Annotated in this window: 15 protein-coding genes; all 15 read right to left on the reverse strand. The window is 58.9% G+C overall.

Annotation, left to right across the window (positions count from 1 at the left end; all coding sequences use genetic code 11):
- Nucleotide 1 precedes the first annotated feature (1 nt).
- Nucleotides 2-5,764 (reverse strand): CshA/CshB family fibrillar adhesin-related protein, encoded by a 5,763-nt coding sequence (locus KBX13_RS07500; RefSeq protein WP_256021496.1) that lies wholly within the window; start codon nt 5,762-5,764, stop codon nt 2-4.
- A 175-nt stretch (nt 5,765-5,939) separates the two neighbouring features.
- Nucleotides 5,940-6,446 carry a DUF2335 domain-containing protein gene (locus KBX13_RS07505; protein WP_177224263.1) on the reverse strand — a complete coding sequence of 169 codons (507 nt, stop codon included), beginning with the start codon at nt 6,444-6,446 and terminating at the stop codon, nt 5,940-5,942.
- A 764-nt stretch (nt 6,447-7,210) separates the two neighbouring features.
- Nucleotides 7,211-8,110, reverse strand: a complete 900-nt coding sequence (ppk2, locus tag KBX13_RS07510; RefSeq protein WP_070361875.1) for a polyphosphate kinase 2 — start codon at nt 8,108-8,110, stop codon at nt 7,211-7,213.
- A 138-nt stretch (nt 8,111-8,248) separates the two neighbouring features.
- Nucleotides 8,249-8,377, reverse strand: coding sequence for a hypothetical protein (locus tag KBX13_RS07515; RefSeq protein WP_255366114.1), 129 nt, complete (start codon nt 8,375-8,377; stop codon nt 8,249-8,251).
- 53 nt (nt 8,378-8,430) lie between these two features.
- Entirely contained in the window at nt 8,431-8,571 is a 141-nt protein-coding gene (locus KBX13_RS07520; protein WP_168156160.1) for a hypothetical protein, read from the reverse strand.
- A gap of 1,621 nt (nt 8,572-10,192) precedes the next feature.
- Entirely contained in the window at nt 10,193-10,387 is a 195-nt protein-coding gene (locus KBX13_RS07525) for a hypothetical protein (RefSeq protein ID WP_070361874.1), read from the reverse strand.
- Nucleotides 10,384-11,052, reverse strand: a complete 669-nt coding sequence (locus tag KBX13_RS07530; RefSeq protein WP_143000799.1) for a hypothetical protein — start codon at nt 11,050-11,052, stop codon at nt 10,384-10,386. Before KBX13_RS07530 ends, KBX13_RS07525 begins: the two co-directional genes overlap by 4 nt.
- Nucleotides 11,053-11,361: 309 nt before the next feature.
- Nucleotides 11,362-11,871 carry a GNAT family N-acetyltransferase gene (locus tag KBX13_RS07535; protein ID WP_070361872.1) on the reverse strand — a complete coding sequence of 170 codons (510 nt, stop codon included), beginning with the start codon at nt 11,869-11,871 and terminating at the stop codon, nt 11,362-11,364.
- The gene (locus KBX13_RS07540) at nt 11,861-12,145 is read right to left on the reverse strand and encodes a DUF1778 domain-containing protein (protein WP_070361871.1); all 285 of its coding nucleotides are present in this window, start codon (nt 12,143-12,145) and stop codon (nt 11,861-11,863) included. Before KBX13_RS07540 ends, KBX13_RS07535 begins: the two co-directional genes overlap by 11 nt.
- A 567-nt stretch (nt 12,146-12,712) precedes the next feature.
- Nucleotides 12,713-16,354, reverse strand: coding sequence for an LPXTG cell wall anchor domain-containing protein (locus KBX13_RS07545; RefSeq protein WP_070361869.1), 3,642 nt, complete (start codon nt 16,352-16,354; stop codon nt 12,713-12,715).
- Between the two features lie 21 nt (nt 16,355-16,375).
- A complete protein-coding gene (locus KBX13_RS07550) occupies nt 16,376-17,290 on the reverse strand; it encodes a SpaA isopeptide-forming pilin-related protein (protein ID WP_070361868.1) in 915 nt (304 codons plus the stop codon).
- Nucleotides 17,290-18,198 (reverse strand): class C sortase, encoded by a 909-nt coding sequence (locus tag KBX13_RS07555; RefSeq protein ID WP_070361867.1) that lies wholly within the window; start codon nt 18,196-18,198, stop codon nt 17,290-17,292. The genes KBX13_RS07550 and KBX13_RS07555 overlap by 1 nt, the downstream gene beginning before the upstream one ends.
- Nucleotides 18,199-18,312: 114 nt before the next feature.
- On the reverse strand, nt 18,313-19,797 hold the full coding sequence (locus KBX13_RS07560) for a SpaH/EbpB family LPXTG-anchored major pilin (protein ID WP_070361866.1): 1,485 nt from the start codon (nt 19,795-19,797) through the stop codon (nt 18,313-18,315).
- Nucleotides 19,798-20,466: 669 nt separating this feature from the next.
- Nucleotides 20,467-22,110, reverse strand: a complete 1,644-nt coding sequence (gene groL, locus KBX13_RS07565) for a chaperonin GroEL (protein ID WP_070363432.1) — start codon at nt 22,108-22,110, stop codon at nt 20,467-20,469.
- Nucleotides 22,111-22,212: 102 nt separating this feature from the next.
- On the reverse strand, nt 22,213-24,213 hold the full coding sequence (locus KBX13_RS07570; RefSeq protein WP_256021498.1) for an OPT family oligopeptide transporter: 2,001 nt from the start codon (nt 24,211-24,213) through the stop codon (nt 22,213-22,215).
- Nucleotides 24,214-24,252: the final 39 nt, after the last annotated feature.

Consider the following 24,252-nt stretch of genomic DNA (forward strand, 5'->3'; position numbering starts at 1 on the left):
TCTAACTTTCTGTTGTTGGAGTTGTTGAGGTTGAAGTCTGTGTGAGCAGGCGTCGGGCGCTGAAGCCGAAGATCAGCAGGCCGAGGAGCAGAATCCACACGAGTGTAGTGCTGCCGGTATCGGGCAACAACCAGCCAATGGTCGACGGCACCCGCAGCGCCCCGTACGTGGATTCGGCGCTGACCGCCCCGAGGGTGCCCGTGGCTGCCTGCAGCGTCGCGGTGCCGCGGTGGCGGAACGTTCCCTCCGCGGGGATGTCCACCGTGACGGTGCAGGTTGCGGACTGGCCCGGCGCCAGCGCCGCCCGCACCGCAGAACATGCGGCGGCGGGGATGGTGCCCTGCTCGCCGATGGTGTGCGGGCCGTCGGGCGTGCGCACGGTCATGCCTGCCAAGGCTGGGTCGCGCAGCACCATGTTGCTCAGGTCGAACTGGCCGGTGTTGGTCAGCTCGTAGGTGACGTCCATGGTGGTGGCGTGATCCGGCAACAGGGCGGTATCCACCACGTTGGTGACGCCAGACAGCGGGGTGCCTGCAATGCGCTTGTTCAGCGCCACGCTGGCGTACTTGTTCAGTGCGGTCGCCGTCCAGGCCTCGCCCGCGCGGGCGGTGTCGGTGGCCTCGGGGGCGAGCACCTTAAACGCCACGGTCGGTGTGCCGGTTTCAGGCTGGTAGCCCTCCCCCAGCTTGGCGCCCTGGGAGGTCAGCGCGAACGTGTACGTACCAGCCGTCTGCTCTTCCTCCACGGTGCAGTCGCTGCCCACGGGCACGTTCCGCAGCACGTGGGTCTGCCCGGCGCGCAGGGTAAACGGATCGCGGGTGCCGTCGCCGCAATTGGCACGGAAGGTGTAGGTGCCTTCTGCGTCGGGGGCGCCGGCAGCCTGCTTGGTGAATGCCACGTCCACGGTTGCCCGCGGGTGGTGCGCCTGCACACCGACGACCACCGCCGGGTCAGCCGCGGTGGTATCCGGAGCGTCGACGGGGACGTCCACTGCGTATTCGTACTGCTTGGCCCCCACGTCCTGCGGGGCGACGCCGTCCACGGTGGTATCCGGGCCGTCGTAGGTGCCGTTGTGCCAGGCGGCGAAGCCGAGGTACGGGCGGCGATCACCCGCGGACACTTCGAGCTCGCCACGCGCGCTGAGTGCCGCCGCGGCATCCATGGTCAGCGTGCACGAGGTCCCCGCCGGCACCTCCACGGTGCGCAGGCCGGTCACCGGCACGGCGTCCGCGCCGGGCAGCGGGCGCTCGGGAACTTCGGCCACGCTGAACTGGACTGGACGGATGGCCAGGGTGGCGTCGCCGTCTTTGCACACGAGCGTGCCCGTGTAGCCTGCGGGGTCCGCGCCGTGGAGGTACCCGGTTTGGCGCATCGCTACCTGCAGGTTGGTGGTGCGTCGGCTGATCTTGTTCACCAGGTGCAGCTCTGCGCCCTGGGTGGTGACGTCGGCCTCCACGCTGGGTTGGGCCGCGACCACGGTGAGCTGGGCGGGCACGTTGTCTACCGCGATTTCGCGCAGGCGACAGTGCGCACCGACCGGCACCGCGGACTCCGCGCCGCCTGTGGAGATGTAGCGCAGCCCGCCGTCGACCGCCGTGAAGTCACCGGGCTGCAGCTGGAGCGGCAGTCCTTCCACACTGGTCAACTCGGTGCCGAGCGCCCGGCACTGCAGCGCGAATCGCATCGTGTTCGCCTCGCCGAGCAGTCGCATGTCCGCGGAATTGCCTTCGATGTCTTTGCGCAGCTTCAGCGGCGCGGTCTGGTACACGTAGCGGCTCGTAGCACGCACCACGTTGGCCGCAGCGTCTTCTTCGACCACGAACGCAGGAGCAACCGCCGCCTCATTCCCCTGCTCGAGTGGCTTGCCCGTCGCCAGTGTCGAGTCCGGGCGGCTCACCGTCCAGTCCACCGCGTCCGGCAGCATTGTTGCCCGCAGCGAATCCTCCGGGGTGTCCGCCTGGAGGTCCAGCGGCGCATACCCGCCGAGCTCGACCGTGCAGGCCGCGCCAACCGGCACGCCTGCCACGCTGACGGCGCCTTCGCCGTCGACGATGGCGCTGCGGCGGAGCAATTCGGCGTCCCCGTCGCGGCACACCATCGTCACCGGGTGGGCGGGCAGCACCGCGCCGAGCGTCTTCCCCGTGGCCTCATAGTCCTGGCGCGCCGTCCCCGGCAGCACCACGCCGGTGCGCACGGTTGCGTCGGTGACCCGGCGGGAGAACGTGTTGATGAACTCCACCGAGTTACCAGCCCGCAAGACTGTAAACGTGTTGCCCGGTGTGCCGTCCACGGCGGTCGTGGCCGCCATGTGGATGCCCGGCTCCGGGGTCAGCGGGTTCTCCGCGACGGTGCAGCTACTGCCCACCACCAGGTCGCCCTGGGTTACGGCCACGCCATTGCGCACTGACGCCTGCAGCGACGCCCCCGGCGTCCCATCCGGCAGCACACAGCGCAGCGACGCCGGATACTCCCGACCAAGCCACGCCTCCTGCTTCGCAGGCGCGATCAGGCCCTTGGTCGCCGGGTCGAACCGCACGCGCTTGACCCCGGTGAGGGTGGCGCGCTGGTAGGCGAACTCGTCCTCCATGGCCAGCGTCGCGCGCTCCCCGACCGTAAAGGCAACTCCCGGCGCCAGCTCCGTGGACTGCTCGCCACCCGGCGCGTAATGGCCCACCGTAGTGTGAGTGATTGGGTAGTCCGCGCCCTTGCTGTTGGTACGCTGCGTGTCCACCGGGCTGCGCCGCGCAAGGGTGCACTGGGTACCTGCGGGGATTTCGGCGGCACTGAAGGTGCGCTGGGCGCCGTCGGCAAGCTGGAAGGTCTCTTGAAATGCACCGCAGCTCAACTGATAATCGACGCCCACCTTCGGGTACAGTGCCTGCTCCCCGGTGTAGCGCTGCGTGATGGTCAGCCCGTTGCCGGCAGGGGTAAACGTGTTGTTCACGGTGGCCGTATTGGTCTGGCCGGTGATGGTCAGCGCCACGTTATCCACGTCAGTGTCCCAGTTCACACCACCGGGCAGCTGAGGGCGATCCTCGGTGAAGGTACAGGTGTTGCCGTAGGGCACGCGCATGGTGGCGCCGGGGCCGTCGTCGACACGCGGATCCCCCACTTTCAGCGTGACGGGCGCACCCGGAGCGACCGTCGCGGTGCCCTCCAGCTTGATTGCCTCGACCGTGCCATTGCTCACGACGTTGCGGGAACCACACGCGAAGTTGAACGTGTAATTCGCGGGCAAGCTGCGCACCCCGTTGGCAGTCACGACCTTGGAAAGCTGTGCAGTGCCGTACTTGTAGTCGTAAGTACGGGTGATGGTGAATGCGTCCGCCTGCCCATCGCCGACCGTCAACGTCTGCGGCGCGACGGTCGTGCTCTGCAGCTCGAACGTGCGCACCGGGCCCTCGCCGGGAGCCGCGGTGGGCTCCTGCGAGCTCAACGTACACGTAGATCCGACCGGCATCTTCGGGATGACGGCGTGGCCATCAGTCAGCGTCACAGTGCCGGTGCGCTTCGTCGCGTCCGGGGCCGTGCACGCATAGTTCGCGCTGAAGCCCTGGCCCGTCACGGACGGCAACGCACCCGCCGGGCCCGCAAGCACCTGGTGCACCTGCACATCGGCGGTGCGGTAGTCGTAGGTGCTGCGGATTTCCACCGGCTCGGCGGCCGCAGGCCCGGTCGCAGGCAGGCGGAGCGCCAGCCCGTCCTGCTGCTGGGCGGCACCGGTGGCGTCCCTGCTGGTCAGGCTGATGTACTTCTGCTGCTCCGCTGTCAGCCCTTCGACGGGGCGCAACACGCAATCCTGCCCGCGTGGCACACCATCCACGGTCACCGGGGCGCCCCCGCGGACCGTGATCTGCCGCGCAGGCGCATTGGTGGCCGGGCAGCTGAGCTCAAACGTGAATTCCTGATTCTGCAGCACGGTCGTCGCCGACGGGCCCTGCACCACATGACGCAACTGCAGCGTCGCAGTCCGCGCCGAGTACTGGTTCTCCGCCTCAACAGCCGCAGGTGCGGTATTCGGCTGCAGCGTCAACGTATGCTGCGCGCTGCCCTGGTTCGGGGTGCCGTGGGTGGCGCCATTCCACCGCAGATCCAGGTCCGCGCCCGACACCGCCGCAGGCGCGGTTTCCTTGAGGGTGCACGTCGCGCCGGCTGGCAGGCCGTCGACAAGCTGGCGAGAACCCGGCTGCACCTCGCGGGACCCGCTGAGCTTCACATCCGGGTACGCGGCCTGGAACCCCTCCGGGGCCGTGCACGCGTAGTCGATGGTGAACTTCTTGCCGGCAAGCTCCGCGTAATTGCTCGCCGTGCCGGTGACCCGCTTGTTCAGCTCCAACGATGCCGGGGCGAAGCGAGACTTCCAGTGCACGTTACAGTTGATTTCCCGGTTTTCCTTGTTCGCGAATTGCACCTCGGAGACGCCCTCCGCGCGGTTTTCCCGGAACCAAATGCCACTGCGCTCCGCATCCGCGCGGCTCAGCGGCGCACCGTTGTGCGTCAAACGCACCGGGGCCTGGTCAGTGTTGGCTCCTGGCTCGTACACGAAGGTGTCCGTGGCGCCGTCAGCGGAAATCGCGCTACACGTCCACTCCGGGGAGTAACGACGAAAGGCCAGATCCTTCCCAGCCATCGTCGACTGCAGCCCGACAGTATCCTCCGGCACACCGTCCGCGTTCAGACGACGCAGCACCGGAGTAGTGCTCGACCCACCGACTGGCTCAATCCAGTTACGCTGTTGCCCATCCTGGGTGAAAATCCTCGTCACCGGCTGCTCCGCCTGGCCGGTGAACGCCTGCTGCGCCGCCGTGTCCGCCGTGCCCAGCTCCTTGCCTTCCTGAGTGGAGATGCGGTTAAGCGCGATCGCCATCGCGAACGCCTGGTTGCCGCGCGGGTCCGGGAAGCGTGCCGTACCGCCCGAGTTCGACGCGATGCCAATCTCAAACGCCGTCGGCGAATCCAACCCAACAAGGAACGTGCCGTAGGTACCGCCGGAGTCATTATCACAGATGAAGTCACGTTTCTTGCCGCCCATGTCGGCCCACTGCCACTGATTCCTCTCGACGCCCGCCCCGAACGTCTTCCGGCACGCCTCACGACTGCCGTTCGGCGTCAGCCTAATCGGCGGATTGACCGTGCCCGTGCCGCCCGAGTTGGAGACATCCACGCTGATCATTTCGCCGCCGAGCACACTGCCCGTCGACTCGGCATCCGCAACCATCATCCGAAACGACGGCAGCGGCTGCCCGCGGTACGTGAACTTCACGTTGCGGAACGAAAGGCGCACGAAGCGGTTCTTCTCCGTCTGGAAAATGTCATTCGCGGTAGCCCCCGTCTCCGCAACGAAGAACGATTGCCCCGCAATCTGGTTCCCGAACGCAGCCCGGCTCCACGGCGGCTGCTGCCCCGCCGACAAGCTGCCCTTATTCGACCCCGTCCCCGTATCCGAGGCCTCCACCGTCACCGTGTACGTCAGCGTGTAATCCCCGAAACGCTTCGTCACATTGTGCGTCCCCGGCTTCGCAATATCCGACGCATCAATCCAACACATCTGGTTCGCCCACTTCTTGGCGTCCCCGTCCGCCTTACGAAACGAGCAGTCCCCAATATTGACGCGGCCGTTAGCGTCGGCGGCGCTCGCTGAGCTTTGACCGCCGAGGCCTCCGAGCACGGCAACCAGCGCGAGCAGCATGGACACAACTACTGCCGCTGCGGCTCGTCGCAGCCGAGGCGGTTCGCCAAATGCTGGCCAACCCGCTGTTGTCATGAAACCGCCCTTTTTGCTGTGCTCCAGCTTCTATGGATGCTTCTATTGGTGTAAAACACCGCAATCGTACCGTGCTCGAGGAGAGAACAGCAATACTTACAGAGCCTTAAGAATCCCCAGGTAAATGGGGGTGGGGGTTTGCTTTTTGGGTGGGCGCACTGTGGGGCCCTCCGCATTACCTTGCTGAGCTTTCTTCCCCTTTTCCTGAAGGACCCCATTGGGGCTTCTTCTTGGGAATAAACATACTGCCCAACAGGCTTAAGAAACCGAGAATCCCCATACCCGTTGCAAATGGAGTTCGGTCAAGCAGCTCAAGAATTACCGCCACAGCCAAAAACAAAACCGCTAGGCAGACAAACATCCACTGTCCTCTTCTCACCGCTCTCCCCTCTTCACGGATTGATTCGGCTAGAGCGTAGTTGACTGCGGCGTTGGACCTTGTCGCTTCATTCGCCGCAATGGCAGAGTCCTCTGCCATTGCGACAATTCTGTTTGCTAAACCAGCTTCGACCTCTTCGTAAGCTTGAAGTTCACTAGGATGAGGCAAAGGAGCAACTCGCATCACGCTCATGAGATCGTGCGTGACCCTGTTACTAACCTGATCTAGCACCTCGGCTTCTAAAACATCATCTTGTTCTGAGAGTCGATCGCCTGCCGCAGTGCCTGCCCCGTTTGCTTCCACGCTTTCTCCAGGTTTTCCGCTGGATCGTGGATACGTGCTTCCCGAATTATCCGACCGTCGCTGGAGCGAGCTATCACCCTGCCACGGGTCATGTTGCGCATCGTTCGAGTGCTCATTCGCCATCCCACCTCCATCTCCTGGTAAAGAACGTTTATTGTCCCATAGCCATTACACTATGACAATTATGCCATCGACATCCCTTTCTGGCAGGTAAGTACAGGCGACATCAGACTCCAACGTCCACGCACCAAATTCCTCGATTTATCCCCATCAAACCCGACGTTTCACCAGCTCACAACACTCGAGGTCCATATGGAATGTGGTCTTAGACCGGCATCCTCCCGCAGGTTTGAGGCGCCTCAACGATTAACTCTCTAACCGCCTGTCCGTCCGTTTCAGCCATTAATCCCACAGTTTCTCCGCGTAGAAGCCGCCGTCTGCAGCACTTTGCTAGCAGCGTGGCTTTGCACGACAGACGGGCTACCCATGCTAGAGTGTCCGACTAGCGTTGCACCTTCATCGAAAGCCGAGTCTCAGGCTTAAGGGTCTAAAGGGGCATTACTCCCATCTGCAATTCTGTTCACAAAATCCCGACTCCGCTCGTGATGACTATCCCACCCCAAATACCTATCCCCAAGAAGTCGGCTCCGAGGACCTATCAGGGGCTGAAGAGACATCATGCGTGTAGCCCCCAGCAAAAGCAGCAACGGAAAAGCGGGAAAGTCCCAACCCTTCCGTTGCTGCCTCCCAGATAGGCCTACTCCCTAGTCCCCGATCTGATCACGCCCACGCTTCACGATCAACGGGTCCGGCGTCCCCACCACATCATGGTCCTTGTTGGTGTATTCGAACTTGCTCAGGATGTAGCGCATCGCGTTGAGGCGGGCGCGCTTCTTGTCGTTCGACTTGATGGTGATCCACGGCGATTCGTCAGTGTCCGTGTAGCGGAACTGCTCTTCCTTGGCGTTGGTGTAGTCGTCCCACTTGTCCAGGGATGCGAGGTCCATCGGCGACAGTTTCCATTGGCGCACCGGGTCTACTTGGCGGATGGCGAAGCGGGTGCGCTGCTCTTTCTGGGTGACGGAGAACCAGAACTTGGTCAGCGAGATGCCGGAGCCAAGGATCATGTTCTCAAGCATCGGCACTTCACGGAGGAATTCGGCGTGTTGGGATTCGGTGCAGAAGCCCATGACGCGTTCGACGCCGGAGCGGTTGTACCACGAGCGGTCGAAGAACACGATTTCGCCTGCTGCCGGGAAGTGTTGGATGTAGCGCTGGAAGTACCAGGAGGTGGATTCGCGCGGGCTCGGCTTTTCCAGGGCGACGGTGCGCGCACCACGCGGGTTGAGGTGCTCGTTGAAGCGTTTGATGGTGCCGCCTTTACCCGCTGCGTCACGACCCTCAAAAATAATGATGTGGCGCTGACCAGTGTCTTTAGTCCAGTTCTGCCACTTCAGCAGCTCAATCTGGAGGGCACGCTTTTGTTCTTCGTACTCGCTCCGGCTGAGGCGTTCTTCGTAGGGGTAGTTTTCGCGCCAGGTTTCGATTGGTGTCCCGTCCGGCATGAGCAGCGCCGGGTCGTCTTCATCGGTGTCGTCGACGATCCAGCCTTCTACGGCGGCGAGGTCGATCATTGGGAGTTCGTCATCCTTGTGGTCAGCCATGTATCAAGTTTAACCCCATTGCCCCCGGATCGGCGCTGATTGTTGGTTTTTATTTATCGACGCCACCCCCGTTTTCCCACGCATTCCCAAAAGGGAAAACCCCGCCACATTTTGTGGCGGGGTTTGTATCAGGGGGTCTTAGGAAACCAGACCGATCAGCTTCACGATGGCGTCTGCGCCTTCGCCGAGCTGCTTCAGAATGGTCAGAAGTGCGCCTGCTACGTGTGCGTCAGACGAGAGGAACGCCCAGTTCTCGAGTGCCTGCATGAGTTTACTCCTTTGAGTTTAAAATCAGTGGGATGTTGAGAGTTAAGCCGTGATTATTTCGGCAGGGCAGTTGCTTTGTCGCCCAGCTTGCCGAAGTTGATAAACAGGTCCGGAATGAGGCGGAACAACTTGACGATATTGCTGGAGAAGGTGCTGAAGTCCTTCAACGCGTCGGTGATGACTGCGAGATCCATACTTACCCCTTACAGGTCTTGACATTGTGGGCGGGTGCCCGTGTGTCTACATTTCTTAAGGTTGCACACCGTGATGGTGTGTCTTAGCCGTTAATTTTGCACGTATTTTTAACTCACGTCAAGGCTTCGTGAATGATTCACCTCACATTAGGGGCACCCGGCGCGTGTACCTTACATACATGACGTGACAGCAAACGTTCAGGCGAGTTTCCCCAGCGCATCACCACAAAATATAAAATACTACTTAAGCTGCTGAAATGCGTTCATACAGGTGACCGCAAACTATTCTTCCACCGTTTCTTTGAACTTCCTGTGTAAAAGCGACATTCGAACCATTGTTGCACGGCCCCCTATTTCTGATAGTTCGCTGAGCACGGATCGTTACGGCTTTCGCTTCCACCCCACCGCCACGACGATCTCTCACCCCAGCTAAAAAGCGTTCGGCATTAGCGAACGTTCGGCAATACCGAACACCCCAAGCCATGTTGACTGGCATGCACGCTTTAGCCCAGATTTTTCGCCCGGCCGCAGATGTTAATCACTGTCGTCGATACAACCGTTCCTCGTGTTGGTTCGGTCTCGACAAACCTTTTCAATCGTGTAAAATCCGATACATAGTTTCCCCGTTCTCCTCGGAGGCGGGTTTTCTTTTTGCCTAGTTTCGCATGTGGAACTCTATCACGCTGTTATTAGTGGGTCACGTCTATGGCTCATGGCGGCAAAAGAGGATATGTTGGAGTGACGACGGGCCGGTTACCGGAGCGTTGTCGCCTGGAGGCGCCTAGGCTCCAGAGCTTTTTAAGACCTCAGAGAATCCGTTTTTAGAGCTAATGCCTAAGGATGACGTCTTTTCGTGAGATTGATGTCTCCTCACGCCTCAGTCCGAAGGCCAGCCAAAGCCCTGTCACGCAAACGTACCCCCGTTGCAACTACATAGATTTCTAAATAGTTTTTTGGGCACGGTTACTGAAGCGTCGCAGCACGGCAACACTGGAACCGTTTCGCCTGCCGAGGAACACACGCAGGTTGCCTGGTCGTATCACGGAAAACTCGTCTCCGAAGTCGTTGACGCTTGCGAGGTAGAACGATTTTCCGCGACCGAGAAACGCTTCAGGACGCAACGCTGGCGCTGGTTCGCGTCGCCAGAGACAAGGCAACCGCACGGGCCTCGACGAAGTCATCGAGCATTTAGGGTTTTCCCGGTCCGAGCTAGAGGCCGAACTTCACAGCAACAAAGCATAGCTATACAGCGCAAGTCACCCCGCGCATAAGCCCGCCTCATTGACGACGCCATCTACGACCTAGAAACCTCCAGCGCGGAGATACACAAATTGGGGTCACCTGTTAAACAAAGTGGTTGAGATCCTAAGGCCTTCATCCGCGAGTCCGCGATCGACAAACACCGCGAAGAAATGACCACACCCGAAGTCTGCGACTGGGTAGCACACTTTACCGGCCGGCACCCAGCAGCAACATCGTTAAGGAACTGGATTACTGACAGACGCAACGGCTACATCCGAGCTGCCCGGAGGGTGTTATCGGCAAAAACAGCGCGACGTTTCGTGGGGTACCCGCCATCCCCGCGGTGGCTACTTCCTCACTACGTTGTTGTTCGAAAATGCTACGCGCGCTTCTTCAGAAAATACGATTTCCAAAACCTATTTTTCGAACGATCCTCAGGGTAGCGACGTGCCATGAATTCATCTGTGCGGTGACGTGAAGTTTCGGCAGCTTCCAAAAGGGCAGCAACAATTTCAGGGTCGACTGACGAAATGTGCGCTTTGTCTTTACGTCGCTGCGGATAGCGTGTCGTCATTTGAGTTTCTCCTTCCCCTCATCTTCGTCATCGTAGTGCAAAATGAGCACCGGCAGGAGCATCGCAAAAATACAAATGAATCCAACGGAATATGGGATTATCCCAAGTGAACGAAGAGTTGTGTTTGTTCCACTCCTATTTCGTTCCGGTTCGGCAAAAGCGAGACCCCCACCTGGCGTAAGGTTTCCTGGACTACTCGACTCCTTGCGCAGTTGAGCCTCAAGAGCATTGGCGTAATCTTCAGCTGCCTGTGCGATTTCCTTTTCTTCTTCGGCGATTTTGCGCGAAGTCAAAACGCTCCTAATGAGACTCGGTGACTGCAATCGCATGAGGGCGTTGTTGGTAAGAGAGTTGTCAATTGCCCATTGCAGCTGTTTGTAGTACTCGGTGCGATCATCTGACTCTTTTTTCTGCTCAATAGTCTTGAACCCAGATATCAACGCTATAGCTGCAACTATTGGGGTCAAGCTAGGAAAAACATATTTGCATACCCTTGACAAATAAAACGGCCATGATAGGTCTGAACACCAAATATAGTATCCAGCAATTACACCGATTAATAGGAGAAATCCACAAACTAGGAGCTTGACCTTAAGCCGCTGAGAAGGCAACCGCTCTTCAGTACTTTTGGACAAAAATTTCCTATGTTGATTGAGATCGCCCATGTGCCACCCCCAGTATTAGCACTAGCACTATTACTTATTACTCCAAATAAGCAACACGTCAGGCGTAGTCGACGTGTGTTCCCCTTTGTACATTTTCCGTTTTGCGAGCACCCAGACACCACTACTTGCAGCTGGCCGAGGCAAAGCATTCGGTTCGTCCAAGACGTGGGAGTCGGCTCCCAAAACAGCGTAGTTGGTATCTGCAGTTTTTGGCTCTAGTTGTGCACAACCCGCCCGAGTGAGGGGAACACCACGTTACTAAATGCGTAGTCCTAACAGCTGGTCGGCGAAAACCTGCCTCAGCCCCCATCACGCCATGTACCGCTCAATCCCCTTCACCGACAGCAGAAGATGCAGCGGCTGCCCCGGCATCTCCTGAAAACCAGCGTGCTGCATGTAGAACTGCTTCGCCCGCTCGTCCAGCGCGTGCACAACTACCGCCGCGGCACCGACTTCAACGGCAACGGTAAAACAGCGCTCCAGCGCATCGCGCAGCAGCGCCTTGCCAACGCCTTTCCCCTGAGCATTCTGGTCAACCGCAAGCCGTGCAAGGATGATCACCGGAATAGGATCCGGCCGCCCCTTCGCAAAACGCTCCGGCGCCACCTTAGCGACGATACCCCCGGTACACACCGCATAGTAGCCAACGACCCGCTCATTCCACGTTGATACATACACCGCACAGTTGTTGGCACGCTGGTTTTGCATCGCGTAGCGGTGAAACCACGTATCAAGCGACGCCTCCCCGCACCGAAACTCAGCCCGATTATCCGACTTCTCCAACCGACGTGGCGGGTGAAGAATCCCATCAGCTTCCAAAGCTGAACTCCTTGCCAAAAGGAGTTTCCTCCGCAAAAAGCGTACCTAGCCGTGAAAAGTCGGCAGGCTGAGCAAGCAACTCCTCCACACGAGAAAAATCGTCCATCCCCAACACGAAGAGCCGCTGATCAGCAAGCACTCTGGCAGCGCGCTCAACAGCGCTCTCAAGCACAAACTGCGATACCGAGGAATTCGTCACCTCAGCCGCACGCCGCAGGCACTCCTCCTGCACTGACGATGTACGCAGATTCAGCCGTCTATCTTTCACAGCCATTTCAACCTCCCAAAACCCTTGTACTCACAATGTACACACACAAGAGGTCGAGGGCAAGGCTCGTAATTTGAGAGTCACCATCGCCACGGGTGCAGGTCTTCCTTATCGACGACGGCCCCACCAACCCAAAGAACACAATCTCCTCTGAGCGCGGCCTCCCATAAGCCTCAAAAGGGGCATGTTCAATCTCCCCCGATGCCCCCCTAAAAACAAGCACCCCGAGAGACCTTGACGCAACTAAAAGCAATCCTTTTAGAGCCGGTAGCCTCGAGGCTAACGTTTTCTACGGTACCAGATAGAAGGCTTCGCCCGTCGCTTTGCCCTTGTCCGCTCACCGAGCTGCCACAAGCCCAAAGTCGAATCCGATTCACGCGTGACCAAATCTGCTTTCTAGTCAGACGGTTCACTTTCAAACCGGGAGCGAAGACATTACACCGTAGCGCCACTTGTCGGCAATTGGTCGATTGCACTCCAAAGTCCCGAAGGGGCTTGGCCCCGATCACTGTTGATCAGCGCCAAGCCCCGTCAGCTTGTTCGTAACGTCACGCGCTCAGGACGCACTCTCCACTAAGCGACGACCCGTCGTCGTCCCACCAACGCACCAGCGGCGATGAGCGCACCGCCGAGGAGGATCGGCAGTTGCAGGCCGTTTCCGCCAGTCTTGGGCAGGTTGCCCTGGCGGACGTTGGCAACGGTCAGTACCGCATCCTGGGAGGTAAGCTGCCAGGAGCTCGGTGCCACCGCCTTATCGACCTGCGTCGCGACAATTTTGGCATCTTCATCTAGCGCGATCGTCACATTCCCGTTGTCCACCGACAACGAAAACACAATCGGCTTCACAAGAAGATTGTAAACACCCAGACTGTCTTGAGGCGACCGAGTCTCTACGAGCTGATAGTGACCCGGCTCCAATTCTTCTGACTTGAAGATTCGATTCTCCTTATCGTAAATCATTGGGATTCCATTACCGATGACTTGGCCATTTTCGTCCAGTTTTTGAAGTATAAACTCAGCACCGTCTAGACGGTTTTCTGGCTTCAATAGCTCGTGCGAAACTGCATCGGAAGAAATCTTTGCAATCACAAGCCGAGCTTTTTTCTCTACTTCTGGCGGAGGCACACAGGCCTTCGCCTCCTTGGGCCCAACTTGTACAGAGTTGAAAAGCGATTTGCCGGGTGCACATTCATCTCCAGTCTCGTTTCCTGTATAGGCATCGAGAGAGATTGTCATTTCAACATTAAATTGATGGATGCCATTACTTGTAGCACCAAATCTATTGAGCCCCTTCGGCTGTATCGTTCCACCGCCAGATAGCACAAACGGACCTTGGCCAGTTTGAAATGTCGTGGCATACGATTTCCCGAATTCATCGACCAAGGACCAAGAAGTCTTTTTCACAACAATCCCCGTCGGCATCGTTGGAGTGTCGACTACCTTACTATAGGCAGCCTCGCGATTTCCTGGGTTTGTTACATTTACCTGGTATTTTACTATATAGGTCCCGTCTTCCTGCTTCTTCGCAGACTGTCCAATCGCTTCTTTGGTGACGTCTGGAACAATTGGTTCTGGTGTCGTCGTAGGAGCCTTTGCCGATGCACCGTCAGTATTGTATGAGGACGGTGCAGTTTGAGCGCCGACTACTTCGACTTTTAGGAGATTTGGAGCCTTCGCCGTCGGGTTCCCGACCTTAATTTTGATTACTTCCGTTGTGTTCGAGTCCACGGAAGACCGGCCACCCTTTCCGAAAGCAATCGATCCGTCTTCTTCAACCCATGCTTGTCCCCAAACAGGCGCTTGGTCTGTAATGTTAAGAAACTGACCGACGGTCTGCCCATCAGGCATCTTCATATCGGTAATATCCACGCGCAGGGGGGCACCACCGCTCGTGCTAATACGTTCCAAGAAAACGCGCTGTTTGTTCCTTCCATCGCTTTGCGCCCACCCACTTTGCAGGCCCCACAGATACCCTTTCGCACCTGGGATGGCAACAAAGTCCTCTGAAACCGTACGGAATGTTTGTCCCGGATTCCAGATTGTTTTGGCTTGCAGAGTCACGTTTTTTGCAGGCTTTAGCGTTGCAGTAATCGTGTCTAAATTCACGCTGTAAAGACGGCCACTACCCCATACAGACGCACCTGCGACCCAGTATGTGCCGTCATCATCGAAGGTACCTGCGTTGATGCCGCTACCGAGGTCGTTGGATGTTGTATTGTCCGGATGATTCTCGGGAAGAAATCCATCAAGTCCTTGAAGCTTGCCCAAATCAAAAACTTCACCCGTATAAGGATTTATCTGCAGTAAGTGGCCTGCGGGGAAACAAGGGTCATCCCTGTGGCCCGTCTTCACCGAAATCCTGGGCTGACTAACAGCATAGAGGTAGTTATCGTTCTCGTTGTAGGCAAGTGCGTTATATACCCACCCGCTGGCGGGTCCGATCTTTTCTGACTGCAATGCACCTTGTCCGTCTTCTACCTGAAGATACAGCTGCGAAGAAGTTCTATTGCTAGAGGCTTGTGGGCTCGCGACGATAAATCGTCGGAAGCCATATTTTTGCTCCGCAATGGAAAGTAAGCGAGGTGGCTGTCGATGAACAGATTTTACATCGCGAAGCTCACATTTATCGCCGTGCGTAAGTGGCAACACGTCAGCGTCGGCTGAAGGAAGAATCGGAAGATCTTTCTCTACCGGAGCCGCGAGGGAGCCTTGCAAAGTGATGTCCTCGGGTCTGGTTGGAGCCGATCTGTAGGAAGTCCGAAGCGTCACAGTCGAGTCTGCCGAAACCGGTACCGAGTCGATTCGGCGGCCGTCCTTCGTCGGGAACCATGTAATAACCACACGATCCGGGTAGGTCTCAACTTTATTTTCGAGCCTTACACCGTCCGTTTGCTCAATTGGAATAGAGAAAAACACATCTTCTAATCGGACTGAAGGGCTCAGAGTTACTGTTGCACTTGAGAAATTAGAACGCGCTTGAACATCGAATGTTGTCTCGTACGGATTGTCGCCAATAGTCGTGTGCGAGGATACTGGAATACCATCACCTGCGACATTCACCTTGTGGTCCTGAGGCTTATTGTCCATGTCCTGGCCCCACATCTGGACCCGGTAAATACCGTTTGGAGGTGCCACGGGATTCAGGATTACCGAGTCGCCACCCTTGATATAGAGGTCAGTAATACTCGGAATGAGCTGAAACTCCGTGTCATAAGACTTTCCCTTGGCGTTCTTATTCCAAAAAATCGCGTTAGCGAAATCAATGGTTCGGTCAACGACAATCGCCCCCTGACGAACGACGCGGATCCTAACTGGACCGGAGATATCCTTCGTATTGTTATCGTTTCGGTTTTTCTTGATGGCGAACCTGGTTACTCGCCAGTTACCAGTCTCGTTGATCTTAAATTCAATTTGGGGGTTGTCCCCCAAGAAATCTGGCTTAGCATCGGTAAGAGAAAACTCTTGATCCTGCTGCCCTGGGACACCCGGAATATCTCCCGGGGCAGCAGCGCGGTCTTGTGAATCCGCAACCTCCTCCGCGGGGCGCCCCTTGCCATAACCAGACTCGGCAAGCTGTGCCTCGGACGGCACTTCGGCGCTCTCGGCGATCGCGTACTCACCGGCGTCGGTCGTGCGGGCCTCAATCTCAACGACCTGCGGCGGAATCGTGTGCAGGGCGTTCAGGTTGAACGCCACAAAACCGCCATCCTTAGCGTTCACGTAGCCGTAGTCGTAAGGCTCGAGCTTGCGGCCATCAGCAGTGACGGACAGGACTTCCTTGATCTCGCCCTTGCCCTCACGCTTGAGCGCGAAGATGTTTTCCTTCGACGCCTTGCCGCCGAACTCCCATGCCTCGCCATCGGGGTCGTTGACCACGATGCGGTCAACGACGCCCTTGCGCTCGACGGTCACGGGGTTCGCGGTGGCCGGGGCCTCTGCTGGTTTCGAAGCAGATGCAGAGGCCGGATTAGAGGCCGACGCTGCGGCAGGCGCCGAAGGCGTGGCGGAGGAAGACGGTGTGTCGTCGTCCATCCACGAGTAGGTGGGCAGGCCGGCGTCGTCGGTAGTGATGTCGGAGACCGTCGTGGTCTCCTCCGCCTGAACGGCCGGGTACGCGCCCAGGCCGGCGGCCAACGCCACCGAGGCTACTACGGCTGCAAGTCCACGGGCACGGTGCCGAGCAGGAGATCCTGCAGGTTTGATAAAGTTTCGCATTTTTCTTTCCCTACTTCCGCTTTACCGTGTCTCGTTCTTGCTTCGCCGCGCCAGGAACAATCCCAGCACAATTAACAGTCCGCCAAGTCCCGCGGCCCACAGCACGTTCGCGCCGGTGGACGCCAGCGACCCGCGCTCTTTCTCGGGGACGGCGCGGGGGTGGGTCACCGTCGTGACCACCCCGTTCGGTTTCGTTGTCACGATTGTCGACGGCACCGTGGTCGTCACCGTTGTCGGTGTGCCATTCGGAGGGGTCGTGGTGTACGTCGTCCGGATGGTGGTGCTCACTCGAGGAGGTGTCGACGTCGTCGTCTTCGTCGTGGTCACCGTGTTACCGGGCTTTGTTGGCGTCGTTGATGGTGGCTCGGAAGGCTCCCACGGTGGTGGGGTGCCGTAGCTCTTGTCCCACTTCATCACCAGGACGTTTTCGTACTCGTAGCGGATGCCGCGTTCGTCAGGAAGTGGGAGGATGAGCAGCTTCGGGCTGCTCAGGTGGTACTCGTACTTCGTGTCCGGCGCGGACTCCTCCACCAGGTACAGGCCCGGGGTGAGGTTGTCGAACATGACCTCGCCGCGCTGGTTCGTCGCCTTCGTTTCGATGACGTCGAGGCCGCGCGAGCGGGCGTCGTCAAGCGTGGTTTTCTTTGCCACGTTGCGGCCTTGCTCCGAGGTGATGTCGATGCCCCGCACCTTCGACAAGGTGAACTTGGCGCCGGCGATGGCGGGAGGCTTCTGACCGGCCGGGACCTGGTCGTACGGGTTGGTGCCCTGCTTCTTCAGCAGCAACTGGATCGGCTTATTCTTGTCGATGCTCGCCGGATTCAGGTTGGCGTCATTACCGCTGATTGGGCGCACGTCAGCCACCGCGGGCGAAAACGCACCCGCGGCAAGCATCGTGGCTGCACCACACGCTGCCAATAGTTGGGACAAGCGCATTAGGACAGAACCTCCTCGTTCACAGCGCCGGAACGGTCGCTCTTCTTCTTTTCGCGGTACACCCACCAGATCAGCGCCAGCAGGATGAGCAGGGACACCCCACCGAGTGCCCACATCCACCACTGCAGGGTGGAGGTGGAGTCGTCGAGGACGCTGGCCTCATCTGGGTCCATGGGTACTCGCTCCGCGTGGACGAGCAACCGGTGCGTATTGATGCCGTACGGCGTACAGGTGATCAGCGTCAGCAGGTCGCGCTCGGGGTCGGCGCGCAGGCTGTCGGTCTCATCCGGCAGGACAACTTCGATGTCGTACACCTTGTACTTCATGCGCTCGCCAAACGTGGATACATAGATGGCGTCGCCGACTTTGATGTCGGAAAGGTTGTCGAACAGGGTGGCAGTAGGAATCCCAGTGTGTCCCGTAATCACGGAGTGCGTGCCCACACCACCGACCGGAAGTGCCGTGCCAAACATGTGGCCAAGACCCTTTTGCAGCGTATCCTCCGCAGTACCGTGGTAGACCGGCAAGCGGGTATTCGTACTTGGGATCACAATCTGGGACATCGCAGGAAACCCTGCGAGTTGCCGCAAGTACTCCTGATACGACGCATTATCTTTTGAAACTCGAGCCAACCATGGATCAAGGATTGGACCGTCTTTGTGGTCCTGGTTGTACGCTCTGGCGGCTTCAATCTCAGTATTCAATTGCGGCTCTGGCTGGTCATGCAGCAGAGCTTCGTAATCCTTTGCCACCTGTTCCTGCATTCGGTTGTTCCACTGCGTAGCAACTACCGGATACATCAAAACAGCCAGCCCAAGAAGGATGATGATAGCTGGAACACCGACGCGCTGAAACAGCGATTTCGCTCCAGGCTGCCGCCTGTGCTTCGCCTTCGTTGGTGCAGTCACAGAAATCAACGTCTTTCTTGTTGGGAAATATTTTGGAAAACTGGGCGGAGTTTTACGCCCTCCGCCGACGGCGTGATGTGGCGCTAAGAAAGCGCGACATCAGGGCCATGGAACCTAGGCGGCCTGGGAGTTACGGCGAGCGACGTATGCGCCGCCACCGATGATTCCAAGACCAGCCAGGATCAGGATGGCAATACCCATACCACCGGTGTTTGGCAGGAACGGCGTAGTGTCCTCCAAGTTGACGACCTCACCATCGTTGTCGCCCACCTTGATGTTCTGGAGGGTGCCAGCGTTCTTCCAAAGCAGGGTGAACTCGATTGGCTGGGACAAAAGCTCGAAGCCCTTCGGGGACTTCGTCTCAACGAGGCAGTACTTGGTCCACTGGTTCTTGGTGTTCGGATCGTTGTTTGCACCGTCGTTGACGTGCAGACCATCAATCTTCACCATGCCGTCCTGGCCAGAAACGAACGTGCTCTTACCTTCAGTGGTCTGAAGCGCCTTATCGTTAGTGACCGCTGCCTTGCAGTCCTGGCCATCCGTGGCACCGTAGACCTGGAACTCAGCACCCTCCAGCGGCTTACGCTCCTTGCTCACCTTCTTAAATTGGATGCCAGCGTAACGAGTCTCGACATCGTTCGTCGGCTTTTTCTTTTCCTCTTGAACATTGTTCGGGTTGTTCTCGATCTGCACAGCGGTGTTCTTCAGGATGCCATTAGCAGGCATCTCGTTGACCTTCGCAGTGATCTTGACGGAGATCTGCTGGCCGTTCTTAATCTTTGCTACGCCAGCTTCAGTGAAGGTAACAACAACTTTCTGACCTTCAACCTTGATCTTGTAGTCGGATGGCTCGAAGTCGTTGCCGAGAACTTGGACGTCCTTCTCCGTGGTTGAAGCCTTCGGATCGAGAGTATCTTCAATCCGGTAGATGGTGCGCTTTTGACGATCAGTATCGATCGTCTGCGCCCAGGTATCGATCGTGTACTCAACCTGCTGGCTTACATTCTTGCCAGAGTCAACGACAGACTTTTTCGGTTCCTTCTGCTTGTAGTTCTTCGGGTAAGCAACGACGTCGTACATCCACTCCGTGCCACCAGCCTGAGCGTTGGCCTTCGTCATCGGCACGAACACGAGGAAGTCAGCTGCCGGGGAGTAACCCGCTACAGGAGAAGTTTCCTTAACGAGATAGACGCCAACCTTGAGGTCTGACCAGACAATCTTGCCGTCTTTATCTGTCTTCACCTCTGCGAACGGGGTTCCAAGCTTCGCGCTACCCGCGGTCAGCTTTGATGCGGCCACCAAACCTGCATTTGTCGTCAGGTCAGCATTAGTGACAGGGTACAGGGTGAACCCAGCATCCTTAAGGTTTTCTCCCTTGACCGTGGTGTCTTCCTCGCCCGTAGGTGTACCAAGGCTTTCTGGGTCAGCCTTCTTGTAGAGGGTGATGGAACCCTTCTTGGCGACATCGATCGTCGACTTCGCGACAGCTGGGCCGTTCTCCTGCGCCATCGCGTCCTGCGCAGCGATGCCAGCAGAGCCGGCGAAGGTCAGGCCTGCTGCGATTGCGATCGCGGCGGTTTTCTTGAGGGCAATTGTCATTTGGTTTCCTTCCAAAAGAGGTCTCTTGGGGCCCTCAGCGCACTTCAAGAAGTTAGGTTTCTTGCGCACGCGCCAGTGGCCCAACTTTGGGAACGCATTGAATTTAAGCACCCCCCCCCCGCTTTGTCCAAGTCATTTAGTACGAAATCTCAAGGTTTCTCAGCCGACATATTGACCCATTTATGCAGCGCAAACCGGTTTTATTCGTTGACCATTACATATGTAGCCGGCTGTCAGTTAACGCTAGACATTCTGACCGTCAGGATTCTCCAAAACTCTTAGAGATTCCTCATACTTTCTGACCACTTATGGGGGAGTTTTCAGCGCTGCCGACGCAAGGCCCTTTGCCGCCACAATCATTCCGGTCGACCTCCTCCGGTCGACCAACGCTGATCAGCGCGAAATCAGCAAAATCGCGTGAAACAGCCCAAATTGCCGTGACCTGGGTTGGTCGACGGGAAGAGGTCGACGGGAACGAAATCGAGGTGGAAACAGCGCGAAACCTATGCCGAGCCACACGCAATTCTGTTCACAAAATCTCGAACAAACCGAAGAGCCATACCCCAACCCGAAGCCCGACCAACCACAACGCCACAACACGCAAAAATCCCGGGCCACCCCACCGCGAAAGCGGGGCGCCCGGGAGAAAGCCAGTCAGAAACTAGCGGTTTACATCATGCCTGCCATGGCGTCTGGGTCCATGCCTGCACCGGCAGCACCGGCTGGCTCAGGCTTGTCGGCAACGACGGCCTCGGTGGTCAGGAACAGGGCCGCGATGGAGGCCGCGTTCTGCAGTGCAGAGCGCGTTACCTTTGCCGGGTCGTTGATGCCGGCTTCCATCATGTCCACGTACTCGCCGTTGGAGGCGTTCAGGCCCTGGCCGTCAGGCAGGTTGGCAACCTTGTCGGCGACGACGCCCGGCTCCAGGCCAGCGTTCAGAGCGATCTGCTTCAGTGGTGCGGACAGCGCCTCGCGGACGATCTTCACACCGGTTGCTTCGTCGCCTTCGAACCCGAGGTCGTCGACAAGCTCGCGGGCGGCCTGCAGGAGTGCGACGCCACCGCCGGCGACGATGCCTTCCTCGACGGCTGCCTTCGCGTTGCGGACGGCGTCCTCGATGCGCAGCTTCTGCTCCTTGAGCTCAACCTCGGTGGCTGCGCCAACCTTGATCACTGCGACGCCACCGGCCAGCTTGGCCAGGCGCTCTTGCAGCTTCTCGCGGTCGTAGTCGGAGTCGGAGTGCTCGATTTCGGCGCGGATCTGCTTGACGCGGCCGTCGATCTGCGCCTGGTCGCCGGCGCCCTGGACGATGGTGGTCTCATCCTTGGTCACGACGACCTTGCGTGCCTGGCCGAGCAGTTCAGGGGTGGCGGTCTCCAGGGAGAGGCCGACCTCTTCGGAGATGACCTGGCCGCCGGTGAGGATGGCGAGGTCCTGCAGCATGGCCTTGCGGCGGTCGCCGAAGCCTGGTGCCTTGACGGCGACGGACTTGAAGGTGCCGCGGATCTTGTTCACGACGAGGGTGGAGAGGGCTTCGCCCTCGACGTCCTCGGCGATGATCAGCAGTGGCTTGCCGGACTGCATGACCTGCTCCAGCAGCGGAACGAGGTCCTTGACGTTGGAGATCTTGGAGGAGACCAGCAGGATGTATGGGTCTTCCAGGACGGCTTCGCCGCGCTCCATGTCGGTGGCGAAGTATGCGGAGATGAAGCCCTTGTCGAAGCGCATGCCTTCGGTGACTTCGAGGTCAACGCCGAAGGTGTTGGACTCCTCAACGGTAATGACGGATTCCTTGTTCACCGCACCGTTGCCGACGGCGTACATCGCCTCAGCGATCTTCTTGCCGATCTCCGGGTCGGAGGCCGAAATGCCTGCCGTGGAGGCGATCTGCTCCTGGGTCTCTACTTCCTTCGCGTTGTCCAGCAGGTACTTGGAGACCTTCTCGGTCGCTGCCTGGATGCCGCGCTTAATGCCCATCGGGTTGGAGCCAGCTGCGACGTTGCGCAGGCCCTCGCGGACCAGCGCCTGTGCCAGGACTGTTGCGGTCGTGGTGCCGTCGCCGGCGACGTCGTCAGTCTTCTTGGCTACTTCCTTGACCAGCTCGGCGCCGATCTTCTCGTATGGGTCCTCGAGGTCAATCTCGCGGGCGATGGTGACACCGTCGTTGGTAATGGTTGGTGCGCCCCAGGACTTCTCCAGGACAACGTTGCGTCCCTTTGGACCAAGGGTGACCTTGACGGCGTCGGCTAGTGTGTTCAGGCCGTTTTCTAGGCTGCGGCGTGCTTCCTCGTCGAATGCGATCATCTTAGCCATGTAAGTTTTCTCCTTGTATTCGTCGTAAAATGCAGGCGCCCGCGACGGCACGGTCAGCGCGCGGCCAACCTCACCCGCGTTAGCACTCAATTGCCTCGAGTGCTAAGACACAGTTTTAGCACTCTCGCCCGCCGAGTGCAAGGAACCATCTTCGGCCACCTTGCTGACCTTGGAGCGCGTCTTCGAGTACACGAACCACACCAACACAACGAACAGGGCCGTACTGAACCACGGCGTCCAGGACTGCTCCGTGAACACCTCCAGCGGGCTCTCCCCCGCCGCGCCCGCAATGAGCGCCGCGTTGAGCACGCCGAACAGGGACTCGCCAACGATCATGCCCGTGGCCACCAGGGTGCCCATCCGGCGCGCGAAGTCCGGGTGGCGCTGCACCTGCGCCCAACGGTTATAGATGTATCCGATCAGCCCGCCGATCGGCACGATGACCGTCACCGCCACCGGCAGGTACATGCCCATGCCCACAGCCAGCGGCGGCAAGCTGTACTTGCCCGTGGTGCGGGTGAGGGTCTCGTCGATAATGATGAGCGCAACGCCGATGCCCGCGCCCAGCAGAATCAAGCCCCAATCCAGCGAACTGTTGAAAATGCCGTTCGCCACCGAGGACATCAGCGCCGCCTGCGGTGCCGCGAGCGCGTCCGGGCCTGCGCCCTCCATGCCCTGGAAGCCGAAGCCGGTGAGCATCACCTGCAGGATCGGCGGGATGACCACCGAGCCGAACAGCACACCAATAATCAGCGCCACCTGCTGCTTCCACGGCGTCGCCCCCACGAGCTGGCCAGTCTTGAGGTCCTGCAGGTTATCGTTCGAAATCGTGGCGATGCCGAACACAATCGCCGCCGTAAACAGCGTGTACGCCACCAGCGAGGCCGCATTCGCGTCCGTGCCCGCCATGAACGCGCCAATCAGCAGCGCGCACGAGAGCACCGCAATGATGCCGATCGAGGAAATCGGGGAGTTCGACGCCCCAATCAGCCCCGCCATGTAGCCACACACCGACGCCACAATCAGGCCAATGACCAGGATAAACAGCACCGAAATCATGGTCAGCGACAGCGCGTGCTCGTGGATGTCGGTGCCGCGCACGAAGTTCCACAGCAGCAGACCAATCGGCAGCATCGACGCCACAATCACACCCGCCACGATCGGGAACGGGATGTCACGCTCCGTCACATCGACGGCCACGCCCTCGTGCCTCTTTTTCGACGCCGCCAACGACGACGCAATACCCGTCGCAATCGGCTTCGCGATCTTGATCAGCGTCCACAGCGCCGCCACCGCCATCGTGCCCACACCGATAAAGCGGATCTCGTCCGCGAACGTCGTGGAGACAACCTCGGCAAGCTCCAAGCCTTCGTCCATATGGGCCGCCGACTTCATCGGCAACAGGATTGCAAAGGAAATCACGACGCCAACCAGCATCGCAATCCCCACCGACAAGCCCACCAAGTGGCCCACGCCCAGCAGCGCCAAGGACAGCGAACCACCCATCATCGTGCCGCCCCCACCAACACGGAAGAACCCGGCAACCTCGCTGGCCGCCGCCTTCATGGCCGTCAATAAGGAATAGAATGCCGACGTAACCGCACCAAGAATAATCACGCGCAGGCCCTCAGAGTTCTCCGCGTGATCGCGCTCCGAACCGCCATTATCGCCGTCGCCGACGCGCAGCACTTCTGCCGCCGCAACCCCCTCCGGGTACGGCAGGTCAGAGCCGGTCACCAGCGCGCGACGCAACGGAATCGAATACATCACGCCCAAAATGCCACCGAGGGCACAGACGAGGGCGGTCGTCCAAAAGGGGAAACCCTGCCAGTAGCCGACCATCACCAAGCCCGGAAGGACGAAAATGATCGCCGAAAGCGTACCCGCCGCCGACGCAATCGTCTGCACAATGTTGTTCTCACGCACATTGTGCCCAGCAAACTTCCGCAGCACCGCCATGGAAATCACCGCCGCCGGAATGGACGTGGCAAAAGTCAACCCGACCTTCAACCCCAAATACACATTCGCGGCAGTAAACACCAAGGTGATCAAGCCACCAATGATGATCCCGCGCAGCGTCAACTCACGCATCGTCGAGGCCATTGCAAGACCTTTCAATATAGGCATAAAAACGAACGTGGG

The sequence above is a fragment of the Corynebacterium sp. CCUG 51687 genome, assembly GCF_024453995.1.
Classification (GTDB): Bacteria; Actinomycetota; Actinomycetes; order Mycobacteriales; family Mycobacteriaceae; genus Corynebacterium; species Corynebacterium pseudogenitalium.